The sequence below is a fragment of the Saccharopolyspora spinosa NRRL 18395 genome (assembly GCF_000194155.1).
Taxonomy (GTDB): Bacteria; Actinomycetota; Actinomycetes; order Mycobacteriales; family Pseudonocardiaceae; genus Saccharopolyspora; species Saccharopolyspora spinosa.
In genome coordinates this window covers 1,358,767-1,380,535 of the sequence record NZ_GL877879.1, presented here as the reverse complement: position 1 = coordinate 1,380,535, position 21,769 = coordinate 1,358,767, and the positions used below count along the sequence as shown (strand labels likewise).

Here is a 21,769-nt window from a genome sequence, read left to right as displayed (position 1 = left end):
CATCAACTACATGACCAGCACTGATAGCACCGGCACCGCCGTGCCGCGCGGCTTGGAATTCAAGGACGTCGCAGCGCCAGCACGCCCGACGCCACGTACTAGCCGGGTCGCGGTTGTAGAGCACGTGGTGGCTGTGACCGGCGTCCGTGACCACGACGGCGATGTGATCGTGCCCGGCGCGTTCGCCCGCACACTGCGGGAACGACGCCCCAAAGGCGTGCTTGACCACAATTGGAACAACCCCGTGGCGAAGGTATTGGGAGATCCGCGAACTGCGCACTGGTGGCCCGCGCCTGCCTAGGCGCACCGACGGCGTGCCCCGTGGCCGGCCAGTGCGGGGCGCGTTGTGGGTCCGGGCCGAGTACAACACGCGACGGCTGATGCCGTGCTACGTATCGGATCGCCCAGCGACAGCGCCTGGCCGACTTCGCCATCGGATTCAGGACGCGCGAGGAGGCCACTCGTCGAGAAACGCGATGATGGCCGGAAACTCTTGCGACGGACCAGGTACGCGTCGGTTCTCAGTCAGTCCACTGTGTGCGGACGGTAGACGTTCAGGGCTTTCTCGTGCGTGGTGAAGGAGAATCGCCGGCCCGGCCGGCGTACCTCGCCGTCGGTCGCCAGCGCGACCGGGGTTCCCCGTACCACGACGTCCATCCGGGACACCTGGCGCTCGACGTAGGTGCGGCTGCGGTGCAGTGCCCCCGTCATCGCCGCGAGCGTGAAGCGCAGTCTGGAGAACCGCCGGTCGGCGCGGACTATGCGCACGTCCAGCGTCCCGTTGTCCAGGCGGGGGCGCCAGACTGGCGCGAAACCCCGTGGCGCGTACCCTCCGTTGCCGACGAACAGCACCCACACACGGTGGCGTTCGCCGTCGATCTCCACGTCCAGCGGGCTGGACTCGTGGAGCACCCGGATCAGGGCCATCGCGGCGGCCGGCCACTTGCCCCAGCGCGGTTCCCACTTCTCGCGGAAGCGCACCATGTCCGGGTAGCCACCGAGGCTTGCGGTGTTGATGAACCGGCAGGCGGGGACGCCGTCGATGGCGACCGCACCCAGGTCGACGGTGGCTCCTGAGCCGGTGGAGACCGATTCGGCGACGGACGTGGGATCGTCCACCCCGATGTCGCGGGCGAAGTGGTTGAGCGTGCCCGCGGAGATCACTGCCAGCGGCAGGCCGTGGTCGGACGCCATCGTCGCCACTGCGGCCACGGTGCCATCACCGCCAGCCACGCCCAGGGCCCGGACGGAATCGCGGTCGCGGGCGAGCAGCTCGCGCAGCCCGTCGACCAGGTCGGCCTCCGGCTGCGGGTGCACGACCACCGCCTTCGGCCAATGCTCGCCGACCCACTGCCCGGGGTCGAGCTCGCCGTTTCCGGAGCCGGGGTTGACCAGCGCCAGCATCCCGTCCCCGTCGTCGAGCGCGGGGAGCCCGGCCGGGTGGTTGCTGGCGGCGGTGGTGTCCGGTCGCACCGGCCACCACCGCCTGGTCGCCCACGCCACACCCGCCCCGAGGGCGGCCCCGCACACGACGTCGGTCGGCCAGTGCACGCCGGTGTGCACCCGGGAGTACGCGACCGCTGCCGCCACCGGGGCGATGACCGCTCCGGTCACCGGGGATTCCATCGCGGCCGCCGTGGCGAATGCTGCGGCCGACGCCGCGTGTCCGGACGGGAACGATGACGACGTGGGTGGGTCGCTCAGCCGGCGGCGCTGCGACATCAGCTCGGCGGCAGGGCGCCGCCGTGGGAACAGCGGCTTGCCGATCAGGTTGGTCGTCGCGCTCGCGCCGGCGATGGCCACCACGCCCCGCAGCGCCGCCCTGCGGGGAGCGCCCTTGCGGCAGGCCAGCACCGCCGCGATGGTCAGCCAGAGCGCGCTGTGGTTCGCAGCCGTGCTGAGTGCCTTGAGTCGACGGTCGGCGACTGAGGCGGGCAACCGGGCACTGTGGCGTGCTAGTTCGCTGTCGACCGCGTTGATGGTGTGGCGCAACCTCCTGAGCATCCCTGCGATGCTACCTGCGAATTCGATCGAGATCGCCGCAACGCGTGAGCCTTCCGACGCCGGGTGCGACGGTCAGAATCCCCTGGTTACCAAGTAACCAGGAGTGACATCACGCTGGCAGAACCTTTTCGACCTGCAACGAGGCCCGAACGGCGGACCGCCGAAAAGCGGAGTTTGCGCCTAGTGTGGAACCATGCAGCGGCGGATCTTCGGCATCGAAACCGAGTTCGGGGTCACCTGCACGTTCCACGGGCAGCGGCGGCTGTCCCCGGACGAGGTGGCCAGGTACCTGTTCCGGCGGGTCGTGTCGTGGGGAAGGTCGTCGAACGTCTTCCTGCGCAACGGGGCCCGGCTCTACCTCGACGTGGGCTCGCACCCGGAGTACGCCACGGCGGAATGCGACGACCTCGTCCAACTCGTAACCCACGACAAGTCCGGCGAGCGGATCCTGGAGGACCTGCTCATCGACGCCGAGCGCCGACTGTCCGACGAGGGCATCGGCGGAGACATCTTCCTGTTCAAGAACAACACCGACTCGGCGGGCAACTCCTACGGCTGCCACGAGAACTACCTGGTCGGCCGGTCCGGGGAGTTCTCCCGGATCGCCGACGTGCTGCTGCCGTTCCTGGTGACCCGCCAGCTCATCTGCGGTGCCGGGAAGGTGCTGCAGACGCCGCGCGGCGCGGTGTACTGCCTGTCGCAGCGCGCCGAGCACATCTGGGAGGGCGTCTCCAGCGCGACGACCCGTTCGCGGCCGATCATCAACACCCGTGACGAGCCGCACGCCGACGCCGAGCGGTACCGCCGGCTGCACGTCATCGTCGGCGACTCCAACATGTCCGAGGTGACCACGCTGCTCAAGGTCGGCTCGGCGAACCTGGTGCTGGAGATGGTCGAGCAGGGCGTGCAGTTCCGGGACTTCAGCCTGGACAACCCGATCCGCGCGATCCGCGAGATCAGCCACGACCTCACCGGGCGGCGCACGGTCCGGCTGGCCGGCGGCCGGGAGGCGTCCGCGCTGGACATCCAGCGGGAGTACTACGGCCGGGCGGTCGACCACGTGGCGCGGCGCGGTTCGGACCCGATGACCGAGCGGATCCTTGAGCTGTGGGGCCGCGCGCTGGACGCGATCGAGCAGCAGGACTTCTCGCTGATCGACCGGGAGATCGACTGGGCGATCAAGCACCGGCTGCTGGAGCGGTACCGCGGCAAGCACGGGCTGGAGCTGTCCAGCCCGCGCATCGCCCAGCTCGACCTCGCCTACCACGACATCCGCCGGGGCCGAGGGCTGTTCGACATGCTGCAGCGCAAGGACCTGGTGGACCGGGCGACCGAGGACGGCGAGATCGAGGCCGCCAAGGACACCCCGCCGCAGAGCACCCGGGCCAAGCTGCGCGGTGACTTCATCGCCGCCGCGCAGGCCGCGGGCCGGGACTTCACGGTGGACTGGGTCCACCTGAAGCTCAACGACCAGGCCCAGCGGACCGTCCTGTGCAAGGACCCGTTCCGCGCGGTGGACGAGCGGGTGGAACGCCTGATCAGCTCCCTCTAACGGTCGGGTGTCGAGCCGACGCGTCAGACCTCCCACGGCATCTTCATCCGGCGCCACAACGGGGTGCGCGATCCCTTCGGCGGGGTGAAGCGGCCCCGCGTGTAGCGCACGTCGGGGGAGTCGTCGGCGAGGGTGCCGGCCCACTCGGCGGCCTTGCGTAGCGTCGGGGCTCCGTCGAGCTCGGCGGCGGCCAGGCCGACCGGGTGGGCCGTCGCGGCCCACAGCTCTTCCCACTGCGCCGCGCTCAGGTTGAGGTAGAGCAGGCCATCCAGGTCGCCTAGCACCGCGATGTCGCACACCTCGGCGGCGGCCAGGTCCAGCCCGTACAGCCGCGGGCAGGTGCGCAGCGGGGCGAGGTCGACCGGTTCGCCGGTGGCCAGCTTCAGCAGCCGCAGCGTCGGGTGCTCGGCCAGCGGGGCGAGGTCGATGCGATTCAGGTCGGCGGTCAGCACCTCCACCGGCGCGGCGCGCAGCGGGGAGAGGTCCGCGGTCGGGCAGTTGGCCAGCTCCACTTCCCACAGCGACGGCGCGTTCCGCACCGGGGCGAGGTCGACCAGGTGCGAGTTGGCGACGACGAGCCGCTGGATGCCCGGGTGGATTTCCCGCAGCGGAGCGGAGTCGCCCCCGATGCGCAGTTCCCGGTCCAGGGCCGTCGCGTCATCCCGGTGGAACAGCCGGAGGCGCCCGTTCTTGTACTGGTAGGAGAAGTTCTCCAGCGCCTCGACGTCGCGCCGCAGCAGGCTCGTCACCGAATCGGCGACGTAGACCGGGCCGTCGTGGTCGTGCAGGCCGATGCGGATCACTTGGCCGGGGTGGCCGTTGGGGCCGGGATCCATGTCCACCGCGAGGAACTCGCCGCCGGTGTCGTGCGCGAATGGAATCCAGCCGGGCAGGTGCTGCGCGCGGCGCACCGCGCCTGCGGGATGGGTGTCGTAGCGGACTTCCCGCAGCAGCACCCGGTCCCAGTCCCGCACGATCCACGAGCGGTTCTCGGGGCGGTCCTTGTCGCTCAAGGCGGCGAGGCCCTTCAATTCCAACCAGTGGAACCCGTTGAGCAGGCCGGCCCGGTGGTCGCCGTCGGCCCGGCCGTACAGCGCGCGGAGGTCGTCCGGCAACGGCACCGGGAGGTGCCCTTCGAGGAACTCGCGCTCGGCCGCTTCCAGCGGTTGCGGCAGCTTCTCCTGGAAACCGACGATCTCCGCGCGCCGCCGCAGGTAGCGGTCCAGCAGCTGCAACGCCTCCTGCGGGTCGCCGGCCTGCACCGCCCGGGTGGGGCCGGGCTGGAACGCCGCGGGTTCGGCGGGTAAGGCGTCGGGCCGCAGGAGGTAGGTGAAGCCCCCGCGGCCGGCGCGCGGCGAGCGGCGCAGCGATTCGCTGGTGACCGCCTCGAACTTGCCGGTCGGGTGGACGACGAGCTCGATGGTGAGCCGGTCCGCGGCCCGCTCCAGCTCGTGCACCAGGCACATCTCGTAGTGCAGGTCGACGGAGGAGCCGGTGCTGTCGAGCGACCGCGGCTCGTACACGGGCCCGCGGTGACCGGAGCCCGTGCCGTCGGCGAATCCCTCCAGCACGGCGCGCCGCCAATCCTTCGGCGCAGCCGCGGCGATCTTCACGGCCATCTCGCGCAGCACGGCGAGGGTCTCGGGATCGTGCTCGGTCGTCACGGACCAGATCCGCCTTCCGGTCGGCATGGTGGGCTCGTTTTCATACCGCACCGGCCGGGAGCCGCCCGCCACGCCCCGGCCCGGGCGGGATCACCACAGGGGTTGACTGACCATCAGGACGCGATCTGGCATGCGGTCAGCCTAGCTATGAACATTCTTCATCTTCGCGATGCCTTTAGCGGCGGCCGAAACCAATGCGGTTCTGAGACGAGGAAAAATCGCCGCGGGTCGGCGCGCCACGATGACTCCATCCCGCACCACTAGGCATGATGTGCACCGACCCAAACACATGATCGAATACTGCGGAGCTAGAGTTTCGAAGTGGCCACTGTGCGCGCTGAACGCTTGGTGAACCTGGTGCTGTGTCTCCTGTCGACCCGCCAGTACCTCACTGCGGAGCGGATTAGGGCGATCGTGCCGGGCTATGCCGGCGCGCCCACCGGCGAGGCCTTCTTCCGGACCTTCGAACGCGACAAGGCCGAACTGCGCGACCTGGGGATCCCGCTGGAGACCGGGCGGAACTCCGCCTTCGACTCCGCCGACGGGTACCGCATCGCCCGCCGCGACTACGAGCTCGGCGACATCGACCTGGAGCCAGACGAAGCGGCCGCGGTCGCCCTCGCGGTGCGGCTGTGGGACTCCCCGGAGTTCACCTCGGCGGCCCGCGGCGCCCTGCTGAAGCTGCGCGCCGCCGGGGTCGACGTCGACGAGCGCTCCTCGGCGGCGGTCGAGCCGAAAGTGCGCACCAGCGAACCCGCCTTCGCGTCGCTGCTGGCGGCGGTGCAAGCCGGGCGCGTGGCGGAGTTCGACTACCGGCGCCCGAGCAGCCCGGACGTGCACCGCCGGACGGTCGAACCGTGGGGCGTGGTGTCCTGGCGCGGCCGCTGGTACCTGGTCGGGCACGACCGCGACCGGCAGGCGCCGCGCTGTTTCCGGCTGTCCCGGATCCTGGGGCAGGCCAAGGCGGTCGGCCCGGCCGGTCAGGTGCAGCGGCCGCCGGACACCGACCTGCTGCGGCTGGTGGCCGGCGAGCAGCGCGAGCCCCCACCCAGCACGCTCGCGCGGGTGTGGGTCGCGGCCGGTCGTGCGCAGGGCTTGCGGCGCCGGGCGACCGTCGTCGAGCAGATGGAGCTCGGCGGCGATGCGGGTGACGTGCTGGAGCTGGACCTGCTCTTCCCCGAGTCGGCGGCGAGCTGGCTCGCTGGATACGGGCCGGACGTCGCGGTGCTGGAGCCGGACACGCTGCGCAAGACGGTGCACGAGATCCACCTGGACGTCGTCGACCAGGAACGCGGGTTCGACCAGGAGGGCCGATGACGAGCGCGACCGAGCGGCTGCCGAGGCTGCTGGCGCTGGTGCCGTACCTGCTGAGCCGCCCGGGCATCCCGATCGCCGACGCCGCGGGCGACTTCGGCGTCACCGAGCAGCAGCTGCGCAAGGACCTGGAGCTGCTGTGGATGTGCGGGCTGCCGGGTTACGGGCCCGGCGACCTGATCGACCTGTCTTTCGAGAGCGACTCGATCACCGTCACCTACGACGCGGGCATGCGGCGCCCGCTGCGGCTCACCGCATCCGAGGCCACGGCGCTGCTGGTGGCGCTGCGGGCGCTGGCCGACACCCCGGGCATCACCGACACCGACGCCGTGCAGCGCACCCTGGCGAAGGTGGAGGACGCCGTCGGGCAGGCGCGCCCGGCAGGCGTGGTGGTCGGGCTGGAGGGCCGGGAAGGCGCGGTGCGGCCGGGAGTGCGCTCGGCGGTGCAGGACGCTACGACCCGCCGCCGCGCGGTGCGGATGCGCTACTACACCGCCTCCCGCGACGACATCAGCGAGCGGATCGTGGATCCGATGCGACTGCTGCTCATCGACGGGCGCAGCTACTTGGAGGCCTGGTGCCGCAGCGCGGCCGGGGTGCGGATGTTCCGGCTGGACCGCATCGACGACGTCGAGGTGCTGGACGAGGCCGCGCAACCGCCGTCGGAGGCCGAGCCGACCGACCTGTCGGCGGGGCTGTTCCGGCCGGCCCCGGACCAGTTCGTCGCCGAGTTGGAGCTGGAGCCCGACGCGCGCTGGGTGGCCGAGTACTACCCGGTGGACGAGCTGGTCGAGCTGCCGCGGGGGCGGGCCCGGGTGCGGATGCGGTACTCGGACCGGTCGTGGATGGCCCGGCTGCTGCTGGGCCTGGGCGGCCAGGTGCGGGTGCTCAGCCCCGACGAGCTGGCATGTGGCGTGCGTCAACGCGCGAAAGACGCGTTGGCACGGGCGCGTCATCTCCCGTCCACTTGAGCCCGCTACGGTGACGCCGTGCCTTACACGTGGAGTCTTGTCCTGCTGGCCGTCGGCCTGGTCCTGCTCGCATGGCTGCTGATCCGGTTGTTCCGGGAGCTGCGCAGGTTCAAGGCCGTGCAGCGGCAGGTCTTCCACGACTTCGGTGATCGCAGCGGCCTGGTGAAGGCACGCGTGGCCGGTCTGAAGGTGGCGTTCGCCCAACGTCGCACCCGGTGATGCGCAACAGCCCTGTTTGCCGGCCCCTGCCTTGCGTACCATTGCGCCAGCAGGGACATCACGAAAGGTTGGACTCGAATGGGTTTGCCAGGTGGCTGGGAACTGATTCTCATCGTCTTGGTCTTGGTGCTCCTCTTCGGGGCCACCAAGCTTCCGCAGATGGCCCGTTCGCTCGGCCAGTCGGCTCGCGTCTTCAAGGCAGAGGCGCGCGGCATGAAGGCCGATGAGGAAGCGGCCAAGAAGGAGACGGCCGAGCGGGAGCCGAAGCCGGAGCTGACCTCCGGTGAGTCCAGCGCGCCCCCGGCCACGTCCGCGTTCGACGAAAAGCAGCGCAACGACTCCAAGAACTGACTGAGGACGGGAACGACAAGGTGGGTGCCAGTGCAGTGGGGCGCCTGAACCCGTTCCGCAAGGATCGCCGTCGGTGGGGGCGCAGGCACAACCCCGATGGCATCATGACGCTCGTCGATCACCTCTACGAGCTGCGGTACCGGTTGGGCGTGGCCGTCGTGGCGGTGGTCGTCGGCGCGATGTTGGGGATCTGGTGGTTCTCCCACTCGGTCTTCGGGCTGCCCACGCTCAGCGATGTGCTGCTCGAACCGTACTGCCAGCTGCCGGTCACCCAGCGGCTGAGCCCGAACGGGACGTGCCAGCTGTTGCAGACCGAGCCGTTCGAGATCTTCATGCTGACGCTGAAGGTCGGCGTGTCGGTCGGCGCGGTGCTGTTCAGCCCGGTGTGGCTCTACCAGTTGTGGGCGTTCATCACGCCCGGGCTGTACGCCAAGGAGCGCAAGTTCGCCCGGCTGTTCGTTAGCTGCGCGACCGTGCTGTTCGTCGCCGGGGCGGTGTTGGCGTACTTCATCCTGCCGACGGCGCTGGGGTTCATGTCCGGGTTCGGCGGGGACGCGTTCTTCACCGCGCTCACCGGTGGCAAGTACATCAGCTTCATGCTGCTGCTGCTGATGATCTTCGGCGTCAGCTTCGAGCTGCCGCTGATCCTGGTGATGCTCAACCTGGCCGGGATAGTCAGCTACACCAAGCTGAAGAGCTGGTGGCGGGGGCTGGTCTTCGCGCTGTTCGTGTTCGCCGCGATCGCGACGCCCGGGCAGGACCCGTTCTCGATGCTGGCGCTGGCGACCGCGCTGTGCGTGCTGTTCGCCATCGCGATGCTGATCTGCCGGGTCAACGACAAGCGCCGGGCCAAGAAGCTCGAAGGCCAGGGCCTGGAGGGCCTGAGCCCGGACGAGGCTTCGAAGATCGACTTCCGGGCCTCCGAACTGGACAGCACGCCGTCGCCGAGCCCGAAGCAGCACGACGACGTGACCTGATTTTGCTGGCCAACTCGGGTCCGGTGGGCGAAGATGCTCCCTCGTGCGCTGCGTCCTGTTGATCAACCCTGCCGCCGGTGGTGGACTTTCCGCGAAGTTGGTCGGCGAAATCGTCGGCCACCTTCGCGGCGTTTGCGACGTGCGGACGGTGCTCGCCGCTGATGCCCGCAGCACCGCCGACGCCGCGAAGCGGGCGGTTGCCGACGGGGCCGACGTGCTCGCCGTGGTCGGTGGCGACGGCGTTGCGCACCTCGCGGTGCAGGCGTGCGCGGAGTCCGCGACAGCGTTGGCCCTGATCCCGGCCGGGACCGGCAACGACCTGGCCCGTGGGCTCGGCGTTCCGCCCGACTCCGGTGTTGCGCGATTTCGAAGGTCCGATTTCCATTGAAATCGCCCATCGAGGCGGGGCGCGCCGTGGCGGATGCGTTGCGCGCACAACGCCTCCGCCGCATCGATCTCGGCAAGGTCACCGGCGGGGGCTGGTTCGCGACGGTGCTGTGCGCCGGGTTCGACTCGCGGGTCAACGCGCGTGCGAACCGGATGCGCTGGCCGCGCGGGCAGCGCCGGTACGACCTGGCGGTGGTGCGGGAACTGGTGGGCCTGTGCCCGATGCCGCTGCGGGTGGAGACCGAGACCGGCACGACAGAGCTGACCGCCACGCTGGTCGCGGTCGGCAACACGCCCTGCTACGGCGGCGGCATTCCGGTCTGCCCGGATGCCGATGCGGCCGACGGGCTGTTCGACCTGACGGTGGTCGGCGAGGTAACCCGCCGCGACCTGGTGCGGGTCCTGCCGTCGCTGCGCACGGGGCGGCACGTGGAGCACCCGGCGGTGTGCACGCTGCGGGCGCAGCGGGTGCGGCTGGGCGGCGAGAACGGCTGGCTGGCGTACGCCGACGGAGAACCGCAGGCCCGCCTGCCGCTGAGCATGCGCTGCGTTCCCGGCGCACTCACAGTGGTGGGTTCCTGACCCGGCCTGCGCAAGACGAGCCTGGAAACAGGGTTGTGATGGGGTGCGCATGGCTCCTGGCGCTGGGGCTGCGACGCACGTCGGTGCGATGTGAAAGCCTTGGGGTGTGGCTGCCAGCCGTTCGTACCCCACCAAGCCGTCCCCGGCCGACGCCTTCTCGGCGCACGCCCGTCGCACCGCGCACCCCCAGTTGGCCGAGTTCGCGGGCGAGCTGTCCTTCGAGCTCGACCCGTTCCAGCGCACCGCCTGCCAGGCCCTGGAGGCCGGGCGCGGCGTGCTGGTGTGCGCACCCACCGGGGCCGGAAAGACCGTGGTCGGCGAGTTCGCCGTGCACCTCGCGCTCAAGGAGGGCCGGAAGTGCTTCTACACCACGCCGATCAAGGCGCTGTCCAACCAGAAGTACGCCGACCTGTGCGAGCGGCACGGTAGCGACGCGGTCGGGCTGCTGACCGGCGACACCTCGATCAACGGCGAGGCGCAGGTGGTCGTGATGACCACCGAGGTGCTGCGCAACATGCTCTACGCGGGCTCCCGCAGCCTGGACCAGCTCGGCTACGTCGTGATGGACGAGGTGCACTACCTCGCCGACCGCTTCCGCGGCGCGGTGTGGGAGGAAGTGATCCTGCACCTGCCGGAGTACGTGCAGGTGGCGAGCCTATCGGCGACGGTCAGCAACGCCGAGGAGTTCGGCGAGTGGCTGCAGGAAGTGCGCGGCGACACCACGGTCGTGGTCGACGAGCACCGGCCGGTGCCGCTGTGGCAGCACATGCTGGTCGGGCCCCGGATGTTCGACCTGTTCGGCGGCGAGACCCAGAACCGGGAACTGCAGATCAACCCGAACCTGGTGCGGCACACCCAGCAGTTGGCCCGGGTGCACCTGCCCTACGGCGGTCGGCGCGGCGCACCGAACGCCAAGCGCAAGGGCCCGCGCCCGCCGCGGTTCTACCCGCCGTCGCGGGTGGAGATGCTCACCGGGCTGGACGCGGCCGGGCTGCTGCCAGCGATCGTGTTCATCTTCAGCCGCAACGGCTGCGACCAGGCCGTCTCCCAGTGCATGCGGGCCGGGCTGCGGCTGACCACCGACGCGGAGATCGACGAGATCCGTGAGGTGATCGACGAGCACACCGCCAACCTGCCGGAGTCCGACCTAGCGGTGCTGGGCTTCTGGGAGTGGCGGGAGGCGCTGGAGCGCGGCCTGGCCGCGCACCACGCGGGCCTGCTGCCGGCGTTCAAGGAGACCGTCGAGGAGCTGTTCGTCCGCGGCCTGGTCAAGGCCGTGTTCGCCACCGAGACGCTGGCCCTGGGCATCAACATGCCCGCCCGCACGGTGGTGCTGGAGCGGCTGGTGAAGTTCAACGGCGAGTCGCACGTGGACCTCAGCCCCGGCGAGTACACGCAGCTCACCGGCCGGGCCGGGCGGCGCGGCATCGACGTCGAGGGCCACGCGGTGGTCGTCTGGCAGCCGGGCGTCGACCCCAAGCAGGTCGCCGGGCTCGCCTCGACCCGCACGTACCCGCTGCGCTCGTCGTTCCGGCCCGGCTACAACATGGCGGTCAACCTCGTGCAGCGCGTCGGCCAGGACGCCGCGCGGGAACTGCTGGAGCAGTCGTTCGCGCAGTTCCAGGCCGACCGCTCGGTGGTCGGCCTGTCCCGGCGCGTGGAGCGCAACAACGAGGCGCTGACGGGCTACTCCGAGGCGATGCACTGCCACCTGGGTGACTTCGACGAGTACTTCCAGCTGCGCCGCCGCATCTCCGAGCGGGAGAAGCACCTGGCCCGGCAGAACCGCCAGTCGCGGCGCGCGGAGGCGGCGAAGTCGCTGGAGAAGCTGCGCAAGGGCGACGTGATCGCGGTGCCCGCCGGGCGGCGCTCGGGGCTGGCGGTGGTCATCGACCCGGGGCTGGAGCCGCTGGGCGAGCCGCGGCCGCTGGTGGTCACCGAAGACCGCTGGTCGGGGCGGCTGTCGGTCGCCGACTTCACCTCGCCGGTGGAGCCGCTGGGCAAGATCAAGCTGCCGAAGCACGTCGACACCCGCTCGCCGAAGTCCCGCCGGGACCTCGCCGCGACGCTGCGCAACACCGGCCTCGAGGCTCCGGGCGGACGCAGCCGGTGGCGCTCCGACGCGACCGACGACGCGGAGCTGGCGACGCTGCGGCGAGCGTTGAAGGCGCACCCGTGCCACGGCTGCGACGAGCGCGAGAGCCACGCCCGGTGGGCCGAGCGGTACGAGCGGCTGCGGGGCGAGAACGAGAACCTGCGGCGCAAGGTCGCCGCGACCACGCACTCGCTGGCCCGCTCCTTCGACCGGATCGTCGCGCTGCTGACCGAACGGGACTACCTGCCGGTGGCGGGCTCATCGGAGGGCGCGGTCACCCAGCACGGGCGGCGGCTGTCGCGGCTCTACAGCGAGTCGGACCTGCTTGCTGCCGAGTGCCTGCGGGTCGAGGCGTGGCGCGGGCTGGGGCCTGCCGAGCTGGCGGCCGTGGTGTCGTCGCTGGTCTACGAATCGCGGCGGGAGGGACTGGCGCCGCAGGTGCCGGCCGGTGCGGTCAGCGACGCGCTGGCCACCACCTGGCGGCTGTGGGCGGAGTTGGAGGACGACGAGCGGCGGCACAAGCTGGACCGCACCCGCGAGCCGGACGCCGGTTTCGCCTGGCCGGTGTTCCGCTGGGCGCGCGGCGAGTCGCTGGAGAAGGTCCTCACCGCGGCCGAGTCCAGCGGGCACGAGCTGTCGGCCGGTGACTTCGTCCGCTGGTGCCGCCAGGTCATCGACCTGCTCGACCAGATCCGCGAGGTCGTCGGGGCGGCGGACCCGGTGGGTTCGTCGGCGGCGAAGGCGGTCACCGCGATCCGCCGCGGCGTGGTCGCCGCCGGCGCCGTGTGACCGCCGCCCGGCCGATTCGGGCGGCCGGGCTGTTGTGGTTGGACTCGACCGTCTGGTCCCGTTCGTGGAAGCGCTGACCGTTGTGCCCGTTATTCTCGGTTGTCTGTTTTGAGGCGGTGCGCATGGTCAATCCAGTAGCAACCGGGAAGTTCTCGCTAGACGTGGTGCTAGTCGACGGTCGGCGCTGGTGGGTGTGCACGATCGGCGGGCCCGAGTGCGGACACGTGCTCACAGACTGGGGGCAAACAGCGCTCGACGCGTTGGAGATCCACGCGCTGGCATGGTGTGGGAGCTGGCTGCCCGAACTGCGGGCACTGAATCATGAGCTACGTCAGCACATCGAGTCGCCTTGTCAGCTTGTCCAAATTTTCCTTGCCCCGTACAGAGTTGACTGTGGTCATTGCCCGCCGGGCCGCTTCTGCCTGCTCTCGTGCATCCGCGACCCGGCCCTGCGCTAGACGGACCAGGCCGAGACGGACCATGACCGTGACCCTCCCACGGCCCCTCTCCGGGCCGAATCCCCTGAGGGCTTGCTGGCAGCACGAGGCAGCCTTTTCGTACTCTCCGATCGCTTTGTACGAGTCGCCCAGTATCGCGCACAGGTGCGGTTCCGACAGGAATCCTGCCCACGTGGGCAACCCTTCCGGGTGATCCTTGCCGATCAGATCTTCAGCCATACCTAGCAGGTTCTTGGCTTCTCGGATCTCCCCCGCGTTGCCAAGGTGGAGGGCTCTTCCAGCCGCCACATTGGCACGCTCCAACGGATGGACCCCGCTCTCTTGGGGGATTCCCGTAAGCATCGCCGCCGCGTCTCGCGGCATCGTCTCCATGAACGCGGCAACGTTCAGCCGAACATGTGCGGTAAGGGTCGGATCGTTTCCCTCGCTGCTTGTACGGATCGCCAACTCAGACAGACGCCGAGTCTGGTACTTAAGCCCGGAATCGTGGAAGGACCACGCAACCCTGTCCGAGAGCGACGCCACGGCACTCGAAAGGGCCTTGCGGGTTTCGGATGTCATGGGTCGATCTAAGAGGCTTACGGCCCACCTCAGGGACTCGCCAGCAACACCTGCGGCGACCTTGCCGCCATACTGGAGATCCATCGCTGAGTGGTGCCGGGCGGCCTCCCGAACGGCCTCGACTTCGATCCTGCCAACTTGCCCGGATTCCGCTGGGGCTACCAGTCCGTCAAGGAGTCGTGCCAGCGGTTCGCCTGTCGCAGTTGCAGCTAGCGCCACGAGTAGTGATCTTCGGTCCATGTCGTCTGCCAGTCCTTTCACGCCTAGCGCACGCTCGTACGCCTTTATGTGCTTGTGGAGTACCGGTCGCTTGCCGGTCTCAAGCAGAGACAAATATGAGGAAACCATGTGAACTCGCTGCGACATCTCGCGGAGACTGACTCCAGCACCTTCGCGTGCCGCCCGGAGTGTGGCACCCATATGGGTCAAGGCTGCCCCTCTGCAAACCCCTGTCAACACTTATTCACTTCCCAGGATAACGGCATCTGATCATTGTGGAAGCCAGCGCGGGCCCGGTTCGCAGAAAACCTGGGAGCTGCATCCGACGGGGCAGCAGCAAACTGGTTTGTCTTCCCCTCGACCGGGCCGGGTCCGCTCACCCAAATGGACGGCACTGGGCAGGTGTTGCTGTGGTCAATGCAGCTCTGGAACAAATCTCCTGGGATCTCATCCGAGTCGCTTACCGGATCATCGATGATTCGGCGGTATCTCAGGATGATTTGAACAAGCAAGCTGAGACTCTGACTGAGATAGTCGATAGGCTCCGAAAGCTAGAGCTGCCATGAGGCCAGCCGTGAGCGCGTGGTTTTCTGTGGCTGGGGAGCTGGAGCCGGACGACCACAAATGGTATCCGGGGATTTTCCGCGCACTGCGGCACCGCGTCGGACCGGACACACGCGAAGTGACGTTAGGCGGACGCGTTTTCCGTTTCTCGCTATGCGGGTCCCCGGTTGTGAACAGGGAGGCTTCCCAGAGTATCGAGCAGTGCTGTAAGTGCCTTCGGCACCCTTGAGCCTGAAAGGCCCCGGTAGCGGTTATCTGCCGGGGACCATCAAAGACTCTACCGCATGAGCCGTGAGATGATGAATAAAGGTGGACGAGTTGCCAGCAGAGACGTTTTCTTCCGATTTCCCCGAGATGTGGAAGTGCGCCGCAGACCGGTGCATGTTCAAACACGAGGACCCGGATGTCGTGGGGCAGCACGAGCGCGACGCCCACGGCCCCGCGTGGATGGCGAGGGAATACACCGTGATTATTAGATCCTGTGAGCGGCCCTGTGCATGAAGGATCGCCCACCGCAGGTACCTCAGCAGCGCGCTCACCCTCGAGGAAACCCGGCACCTGCCACTAATCGAGTCCGGTTTGCCGGTCGATGACCGGGAAGCGCTGGCACGGCATCCCGGGATGGTGCGCCGCCTTCTAGCCGCGCTGCAACCTCTCCCTCTGACTCGGTGGGGACGGCCCTCCGTACCTGCGCCGTTACCGACAGGTTGGCCAGGTACACGGATGGTCAGGCGGCGGAAGCCCCCCGACGTCGTCTGACCATCCACCCCAGCTCCCCGGCACGGGACGGTTCAGCGTGATGGCCGTATGGGACCGGTTGCGGCATCGCGCCGCAACCGGTCCCACCCGTGCCGGGGGCACCCCGAAGTGCCGTGGAAGAACAAGACAGCCCACATCATTTCAGGTGTGGGGCTGTATCTTGCTCCGAGACACGCCCGCCGCCGACGCTGTGTGACCGCCGCCCGGCCGATTCGGGCGGCCGAGTGCCTGCGTCGACAGGGTGGTTGTGGGCTCCGCACCGGCGCCCACAACCTATCTCTTAGCGGCCAACGGCGGAGCACTCCGGGACGATGAAATGGGGGACAATCACGTGGTAGACGACGTGTGTCGTTGGGCGCTCAGGGGCGGTGCGGGTGGCGCAGCGGGTGGGGTCCATCACGGCGTGGCGTAGGTTCGGTTTCGCGGTCGTTGGCTGGCTCTTGGTGCGAGTAGCTGTGGACATGTCGTGGTCCTCCTGTCGTGCGGTTGCAATCACGGGAGCGTGGTCTCGCCCCGTCCCTCCGGTGCACCGGAGGGAGTATCGGTTGGCTCCACCGTGGTGGTGTCCTTCATTGCCATCCAGATCGACCCCGACTCGCCGGACAACAGCGCCGCGCGCTCGTCGTCGGCCAGGTCCGGCACCTGCGTGACCATCGTCTGCGGGTCACGCAGGTACTCGCTCAGCAGGGACGGGTCCGACGCCAGCTGAGCCAGATATGTGGCAAGCGCGTTGGGATAGCGAGTGGGCAGATAGTGGTCCGGAACTCCCGTCCCGGTCAACTGGACGGACTGCGGCCGGTTCCCGGCCATCCCCAGTCGTTCGGCCATGTCGTCGTCATAGCCCGGCGCGACAACTGGCGGCACGTACAGAGTGGACGCAGAGTCCAGAGGTTCGTCACGCAGGTCGCGCAACGCGACGGTGTGGATCAGCGGACCACACACCGGGTAATGGGCCGCGTGGTAGTGGGTGACCTGATGCTCCGGCGGGTAAAACTTCTCCAGATACTCGACAAGCATCGGGCGATTGCGGGAATTGTCGATGCCGTCGAAGCGGAAGCCGAGATCGCCCACACAGCCCACCTGCCAGATCACCACGTGTGACTCGGTCAACAGAGTTCGGTTGCGCACCAACAGATCGGTGGCCTCGACCTCCTGACAGCCCATCGTGGCTGGGTCCACGCCCAGGTCGGCGAACAAGGAATCCAATGCCGACACGCCGGGCATCATCATGGCGGGAACGCCTTCGGCCCGCAGCACCCTGATCGCTTCGTGGCCCGGATAGGCGAACACACCGGGATGTCCGTAGAACACCCCGCACACCGTCAGACCACCGCGTACCGGTTTGACGAGCGCGTCCACCATCTGCGCATAGGTTTCCCTACGCGGCTTGTCGTTGCCGTAGAACACCTGCAGATCCTCAGAGGACCTGCTGTGTTCTTGAATCCACACCTCGGTCACAGGGTCGGACAGGCAGTACGCGACATGGTCGGCCTGCTCGATCCACCCCGCAGCCTCGTAGGTCAACTGCCCGATGCCTCTAATGCCTGTACCGACCACGACCAGCGACCCCGCCGACATGCTGCGACCTCCGCACCTTGTCCGAATTCCTCGGCGACCGCAGTCGCCCGATACGCCCACAAGCACTAAAAATCACTGCGCGCCAGCTCGCAGAGCGAACCCCCTGATCAGGTGAGGAAAAAGAGCGAAGTCGTCCGCGGCTAATGGTGAAAACCTGGGGCGCTCAGTGTCGCCCCCAGACCCCGGCCGGTCTCCGGGAAGTGGCCGCGCATGTGTGCTGCGGTCCGGGCGGAGCGCAGTCCTCTTCCCGCCGACCTCCATGAGGGCTATCAGACAGACCACGTAAACCGTGGAAGAACAAGACAGCCCCACATCATTTCAGGTGTGGGGCTGTATCTTGCTCCGAGACACGCCCGAGGACTCTACGGACAAACCCCGAGTTCGGAACATGACCCGCCCAGGCACTTACCAGACGGTGCCGATGCCCTTAGGACTTCGCCACATGGTCGAGAGTAAGTTCTGCACATATCAGAACTACGGCCCGCCGGGGGGCTATCCCCAGTGGGGGCCGCAACCCCAGGGGCCTGGGATGCGGCCTGCGGCGCCGGGCTATCCGCAGCCGGGTGGTTTCGCGCCGCGGCAACCACCCCAGCGGCCGCCGCAACCGCCCCAGCAGCAGCCTTACGGCTACGGCCAGCCGCAGTACCCGCAGGGCGGGCAGGACCCGGCACCGGGCGGCTTCGGGCGGTTCGACCAGTTCGAACGGCCGAAGAAGAAGCGCTCGGCGCTGCCGTGGGTGCTCGGCGGGATCGGTGCGGTCCTCGTGGTCGGCGTGGTGCTGGTGCTCGGGTTCGTCACGCCGGGCTGGTTCATGCGGCCGGTGTTCGACGCGGCCAGCGTGGAGAAGGGCGTCACACAGACCCTGAAAGGCTCCTACGGGCTGCGGGGGGTCGGGAACGTCAGCTGCCCGAGCGGGCAGCCGGTGGCGGTCGGTCAGCGCTTCGACTGCAAGGTCAGCGTCGACACGGCGACCAAGACCGTCACGGTGACGGTCAAGAACGAGAAGGGCGTTTACGAGGTCGGCCACCCCAAGTGAAATTCGGTCGACGCCTGCCGGGGAGGCAGGCAAGATCGCTGGCGTGAGTCGGCACGAAGTGCGCGCGTTGCCCGAATCCGGGTTCCGTGGGGCGAACGACCTGTTCCGCCGTGCCCTGCTCTGGCAGCCGTTGAGCGACGAGGAGTGGGCGGGCAACGCGGCCTTGTACGAGCCGGGCCGGGTGCTGGGGGCGTTCGTCGACGGTGAGCTGGCCGGGACGACGAGAACGATTACGAACGTGCTGGCGGTGCCGGGCGGTCGGCGGCTGCCGGCGGGCGCGGTGACGGGTGTCGGGGTCCGCGCCGACCAGACGCGTCGCGGGGTGCTGACGTCGCTGATGCGCGCGCAGCTCGAGGAGGTGCGCGAGCGCGGCGAAGCCGTGGCCATGCTGCACGCGTCCGAAGCGGTGATCTACGAGCGGTTCGGTTACGGCGTGGCTACCAGGTGCCGGAGGGTGGAGCTGGACCGGCCCAGCGTGGCGGTGCGCGCCGAGGTGCCGCGCGGCGGCCGGGTGCGGCTCGTGGACCAGGCGAAGGCGGAGCCGCTCCTGCCGGCCATCTACGAGCGGTGCGGCCTGGACCGGCCGGGCCGGATCGGGCGCGCCGACGCCTGGTGGTCGGCCCGGTGGTCGATGTGGGGCAAGGGACTCACCGTCGCCGTGCACGCCGACGAGGACGGGGTGGACGATGGGTTCGTCATCTACGAGCCGAAGACCGACGACAACTGGTCCATCACGGTGCGGGTCATCGACGTTTCGGCGGCCGATGCCACGGCGGCGGCGGAGCTGTGGCGCTTCCTGCTCGACCTCGACCTGGCGGACCGGCTGGTGGCCGGGATCCGGCCGGTGGACGAGCCGCTGGAGTGGTGGCTGACCGATCGCCGCCAGTGCCGGATCACCACGGTCGAGGACGACCTTTGGGTGCGCTTGGTGGACGTGCTCGCCGCCTTTCGCGCGCGGACCTTCGGCGCGGCCGAGCCGGTGGTGGTCGAGGTTCGCGACGCGTTCCTGCCGGAGAACGAAGGCCGCTACCGCGTCGCCCCGGACGGCGTGCACCGGTGTTCCGGCGAACCCCAGCTCAGCTTCGACGTTGCCACGCTCGCGGCGCTGTACCTGGGTGACCAGTCCGCGTCGGCGCTCGTGGCGGCGGGCCGCATCCAGGCGCACGACCCGGCGGCCGTCCCGGCGGCGGACTCCCTGTTCGCCACCGTCGTACCGCCTTGGTGCGGCACCAGCTTCTGAGCGCCATCCCGCGGAATGTCGCGGCGTTGCGGACGGTGGGTGATCAGCTGGCGGAACTGCTCGAAAGCGTTTGGACGGAAGAAATTTGATGCGGACAGTCCACATTGCACGCCGGTGCTGCGCCAATTCCAGAACCGGGCCCAGGAAGACGGCCCGCAGCGGAAGCGGAACCAGGGCCGGCTGCACGACCTGGTGACCGCTCACCGGGGCGAGATCGAGGTGTTCTGCGCGCACGACCCGATCCGCGGCCGTTAGGTGCGCCCTTCGCCCGGCAGCTTCCCGTTCGGCAAGCCCGGCCTTTCGTTGAGAGGTGCCTTCACCCGTGAACGGCTCAGGGGGTCATGGCCGCGATCAGGCGGTCGATGCTGGCACCCAGGCCCCAGGCGCGTTGGAGCTCGCGCAGGCGGTCGGTGTCCACAGGGGACTGCGGGAGCGCATCCGGGCGGTCCTGGACCACCGGGGCATCGCGGGCCACGCGGACCACCGACGGGGCCGCGGCCAGGTAGTCGGCCGCTTCCGCGAGCTTGCCCCGGATCCTTGGGGTCAGGCGGGAATCGGCGCTCTCGGCCGCCGCGAGGAGCGCTTCCAGCGAGCCGAACTGGGTGATCAGCTTCGCCGCCGTCTTCTCGCCGATGCCCGCCACCCCGGGCAGCCCGTCCGACGGATCTCCGCGCAGCACCGCCATTTCCGCGTAGTCGTCGCCGGCGCGGTCGGCCGACAGGGCGTACTTCTCCGCTAGTTCGGCCGGTCCGTAGTCCTGCGCCTTCGCCAAGCCTGCGCCGACGTAGACCACCCGGACAGCGGTGGGCTGCGTGCGCACCAGCTGGAACAGGTCCCGGTCGCCGGTGACGACCTCCACCGGGTCTCGGTCCTCGCGGTCGGCCAGCGCGCCGATGACGTCGTCGGCCTCGTAGCCCTCGGCTTCGGCGGTGGCGATGCCCGCCGCGTCGAGGACTTCGAGGATCACCGGGATCTGCGGGGACAGCGTGTCCGGGACCTCTTCGGCCGCTGGGTCGTCCTCGGCGACGCGGTGCGCCTTGTAGGACGGCAGCGCGTCGACGCGGAACTGCGGCCGCCAGTCGTTGTCCAGGCACGCCACCAGCCGCGACGGGCGCCGGTCGGTGATCAGCTTGGCGAGCATGTCGCAGAAACCGCGCACCGAATTCACCGGCGTGCCGTCCGGGGCGGTCAGCGAATCGGGTAGGGCGTAGTACGAGCGGAACCACAACCCGGCTGAATCGACAAGCATCAGGGGACCAGTCACAGTTCGCCAGCTTGTCACGTCCTCGCCCACCGGTGTGCACGACCTGCCGGGCAGGCGCGTGCCCCATGCCGGGGACCTCGACGATCCGGGCCCCCGGAATCGGCGCGGTGGCGGATGCCCGGAATTCGCCACCGCGCCTCGTGTCTCGAAGCCTTGACAATACGGCAACAAGGGGCACAATCAAGCAACACCAGACATTAACCGGAGGACAACGGGCATGTACGGGGCGGAGCGCCAGCAGCTGCTGGCGCAGCGGGCACGACGCGACGGGCGCATCGACGTCACCGCCGCAGCGGCCGAGTTCGAGGTGGCACCCGAGACCATCCGCCGTGATCTCGCCGCGCTCGAACGCCAAGGCCTGGTGCGGCGCGTCTACGGCGGCGCCATCCCGGTCGAGCGGCTCGACTTCGAACCCGGGGTGTCGCTGCGAGACCAGACCAATGCCAGCGAGAAGGAGCGCATCGCCCGCGCCGCGCTGGACCGGGTGCCCAGCCGGGGCACCGTGCTGCTGGACGCGGGCACCACGACCGCGCGGCTGGCGGGCCTGCTGCCCGCCGACCGCGAGCTGACCGTCGTCACCAACTCACTGCCGGTGGCCAACCAGCTGGCCACCCGCAACAACTACAACGTGCACCTGCTCGGCGGGCGGATCCGCGGCACCACGCTGGCGACGGTTGAGTCCTGGGCACTCGACGTGCTGCGCGGCCTCACCATCGATGTGGGGTTCTTCGGCGCCAACGGCTTCTCGGCCGCCCGCGGCTGCACCACCCCGGACCCGGCGGAGTCCGCGGTGAAGGCGGCGATGGTGGCCGCCTGCCGCAGGCGGGTGCTGCTGGCCGACCACAGCAAGTACGGCGACGACCAGTTCAGCCGGTTCGCCGAGCTGTCCGAGATCGACGTCGTGGTGACCGACGAGGGCCTCGACGAGGCGGCGCTCGGCGAGCTCGAACAGATCGAAGCGGAAGTGGTGCTGGCGTGATCGTGACCGTGACGCCGAACCCGAGCCTGGACCGCACCGTCCAGGTGGACCGGCTGGTTCCAGGTGCGGTGCACCGAGCCTTCCGGGCGCACCTGGACCCGGGCGGCAAGGGAGTGAACGTGGCCCGCGCGCTGGCCGCGGCCGGCGTGCCGACGCTGGCCGTGCTGCCCTCCGGCGGCGCGGTGGGCGCGCGGCTGGCCGAGCTG

The 21,769-nt window shown here is 69.3% G+C and carries 20 protein-coding genes; 15 read left to right on the top strand and 5 right to left on the bottom strand.

Annotated features, from left to right (window positions below):
- Positions 1-10 precede the first annotated feature (10 nt).
- The gene (locus SSPN_RS55395) at positions 11-301 is read left to right on the top strand and encodes an HK97 family phage prohead protease (protein WP_101376963.1); all 291 of its coding nucleotides are present in this window, start codon (positions 11-13) and stop codon (positions 299-301) included.
- A 224-nt stretch (positions 302-525) separates the two neighbouring features.
- Here the strand turns inward: SSPN_RS55395 and SSPN_RS0125425 are convergent, their stop codons facing one another.
- Positions 526-2,004, bottom strand: coding sequence for a bifunctional phosphatase PAP2/diacylglycerol kinase family protein (locus SSPN_RS0125425; protein ID WP_029535712.1), 1,479 nt, complete (start codon positions 2,002-2,004; stop codon positions 526-528).
- Between the two features lie 193 nt (positions 2,005-2,197).
- Here SSPN_RS0125425 and pafA point away from each other — a divergent pair, with 193 nt between their 5' ends.
- Entirely contained in the window at positions 2,198-3,556 is a 1,359-nt protein-coding gene (gene pafA, locus SSPN_RS0125420; RefSeq protein ID WP_010310533.1) for a Pup--protein ligase, read from the top strand.
- Between the two features lie 23 nt (positions 3,557-3,579).
- Here pafA and SSPN_RS45760 read toward each other — a convergent pair whose 3' ends face one another.
- The gene (locus SSPN_RS45760) at positions 3,580-5,247 is read right to left on the bottom strand and encodes an SMI1/KNR4 family protein (RefSeq protein WP_010310531.1); all 1,668 of its coding nucleotides are present in this window, start codon (positions 5,245-5,247) and stop codon (positions 3,580-3,582) included.
- 294 nt (positions 5,248-5,541) lie between these two features.
- On the opposite strand from SSPN_RS45760, the gene SSPN_RS0125410 reads away from it, so the two are divergent.
- From SSPN_RS0125410 to SSPN_RS0125380, 8 genes are all read left to right on the top strand, one after another.
- Positions 5,542-6,537, top strand: a complete 996-nt coding sequence (locus SSPN_RS0125410; protein ID WP_010310529.1) for a helix-turn-helix transcriptional regulator — start codon at positions 5,542-5,544, stop codon at positions 6,535-6,537.
- On the top strand, positions 6,534-7,505 hold the full coding sequence (locus SSPN_RS0125405) for a helix-turn-helix transcriptional regulator (RefSeq protein ID WP_010310527.1): 972 nt from the start codon (positions 6,534-6,536) through the stop codon (positions 7,503-7,505). The genes SSPN_RS0125410 and SSPN_RS0125405 overlap by 4 nt, the downstream gene beginning before the upstream one ends.
- Positions 7,506-7,523: 18 nt before the next feature.
- On the top strand, positions 7,524-7,724 hold the full coding sequence (locus SSPN_RS0125400; protein WP_010310525.1) for a bacteriophage holin: 201 nt from the start codon (positions 7,524-7,526) through the stop codon (positions 7,722-7,724).
- 78 nt (positions 7,725-7,802) lie between these two features.
- The gene (tatA, locus tag SSPN_RS0125395; RefSeq protein ID WP_010310523.1) at positions 7,803-8,075 is read left to right on the top strand and encodes a Sec-independent protein translocase subunit TatA; all 273 of its coding nucleotides are present in this window, start codon (positions 7,803-7,805) and stop codon (positions 8,073-8,075) included.
- A 104-nt stretch (positions 8,076-8,179) separates the two neighbouring features.
- Positions 8,180-9,052 carry a twin-arginine translocase subunit TatC gene (tatC, locus tag SSPN_RS0125390; protein ID WP_083822203.1) on the top strand — a complete coding sequence of 291 codons (873 nt, stop codon included), beginning with the start codon at positions 8,180-8,182 and terminating at the stop codon, positions 9,050-9,052.
- 43 nt (positions 9,053-9,095) lie between these two features.
- Positions 9,096-9,440: a diacylglycerol/lipid kinase family protein gene (locus tag SSPN_RS62930; RefSeq protein ID WP_010310513.1), complete on the top strand. Its 345-nt coding sequence runs from the start codon at positions 9,096-9,098 to the stop codon at positions 9,438-9,440.
- Entirely contained in the window at positions 9,437-10,021 is a 585-nt protein-coding gene (locus SSPN_RS62925; protein ID WP_010310511.1) for a hypothetical protein, read from the top strand. Before SSPN_RS62930 ends, SSPN_RS62925 begins: the two co-directional genes overlap by 4 nt.
- 106 nt (positions 10,022-10,127) lie before the next feature.
- Positions 10,128-12,905, top strand: coding sequence for a DEAD/DEAH box helicase (locus SSPN_RS0125380; protein ID WP_010310509.1), 2,778 nt, complete (start codon positions 10,128-10,130; stop codon positions 12,903-12,905).
- A 326-nt stretch (positions 12,906-13,231) separates the two neighbouring features.
- On the opposite strand, the gene SSPN_RS0125375 is transcribed toward SSPN_RS0125380, so the two are convergent.
- Positions 13,232-14,344, bottom strand: coding sequence for a helix-turn-helix domain-containing protein (locus SSPN_RS0125375; protein ID WP_101376961.1), 1,113 nt, complete (start codon positions 14,342-14,344; stop codon positions 13,232-13,234).
- Positions 14,345-15,958: 1,614 nt separating this feature from the next.
- Positions 15,959-17,044, bottom strand: a complete 1,086-nt coding sequence (locus SSPN_RS45750) for an SAM-dependent methyltransferase (RefSeq protein ID WP_010310504.1) — start codon at positions 17,042-17,044, stop codon at positions 15,959-15,961.
- A gap of 442 nt (positions 17,045-17,486) precedes the next feature.
- On the opposite strand from SSPN_RS45750, the gene SSPN_RS61780 reads away from it, so the two are divergent.
- The 3 genes from SSPN_RS61780 (at position 17,487) to SSPN_RS57035 (ending at position 19,575) form a co-directional block, all read left to right on the top strand.
- Positions 17,487-18,080, top strand: a complete 594-nt coding sequence (locus tag SSPN_RS61780; RefSeq protein WP_029535711.1) for a DUF4333 domain-containing protein — start codon at positions 17,487-17,489, stop codon at positions 18,078-18,080.
- A 43-nt stretch (positions 18,081-18,123) separates the two neighbouring features.
- Positions 18,124-19,320 carry a GNAT family N-acetyltransferase gene (locus tag SSPN_RS0125350; protein ID WP_010310502.1) on the top strand — a complete coding sequence of 399 codons (1,197 nt, stop codon included), beginning with the start codon at positions 18,124-18,126 and terminating at the stop codon, positions 19,318-19,320.
- 114 nt (positions 19,321-19,434) lie between these two features.
- Positions 19,435-19,575, top strand: a complete 141-nt coding sequence (locus SSPN_RS57035) for a hypothetical protein (protein ID WP_010310501.1) — start codon at positions 19,435-19,437, stop codon at positions 19,573-19,575.
- A 76-nt stretch (positions 19,576-19,651) separates the two neighbouring features.
- On the opposite strand, the gene SSPN_RS0125340 is transcribed toward SSPN_RS57035, so the two are convergent.
- Positions 19,652-20,569: a 5'-3' exonuclease gene (locus SSPN_RS0125340; protein ID WP_010310499.1), complete on the bottom strand. Its 918-nt coding sequence runs from the start codon at positions 20,567-20,569 to the stop codon at positions 19,652-19,654.
- A gap of 232 nt (positions 20,570-20,801) precedes the next feature.
- On the opposite strand from SSPN_RS0125340, the gene SSPN_RS0125335 reads away from it, so the two are divergent.
- Together SSPN_RS0125335 and SSPN_RS60310 are read left to right on the top strand one after the other, a co-directional pair.
- Positions 20,802-21,563 (top strand): DeoR/GlpR family DNA-binding transcription regulator, encoded by a 762-nt coding sequence (locus tag SSPN_RS0125335; protein ID WP_010310498.1) that lies wholly within the window; start codon positions 20,802-20,804, stop codon positions 21,561-21,563.
- A partial coding sequence (locus SSPN_RS60310; protein WP_010310495.1) for a PfkB family carbohydrate kinase occupies positions 21,560-21,769 on the top strand: 210 nt, incomplete at its 3' end. The genes SSPN_RS0125335 and SSPN_RS60310, both read left to right, overlap by 4 nt.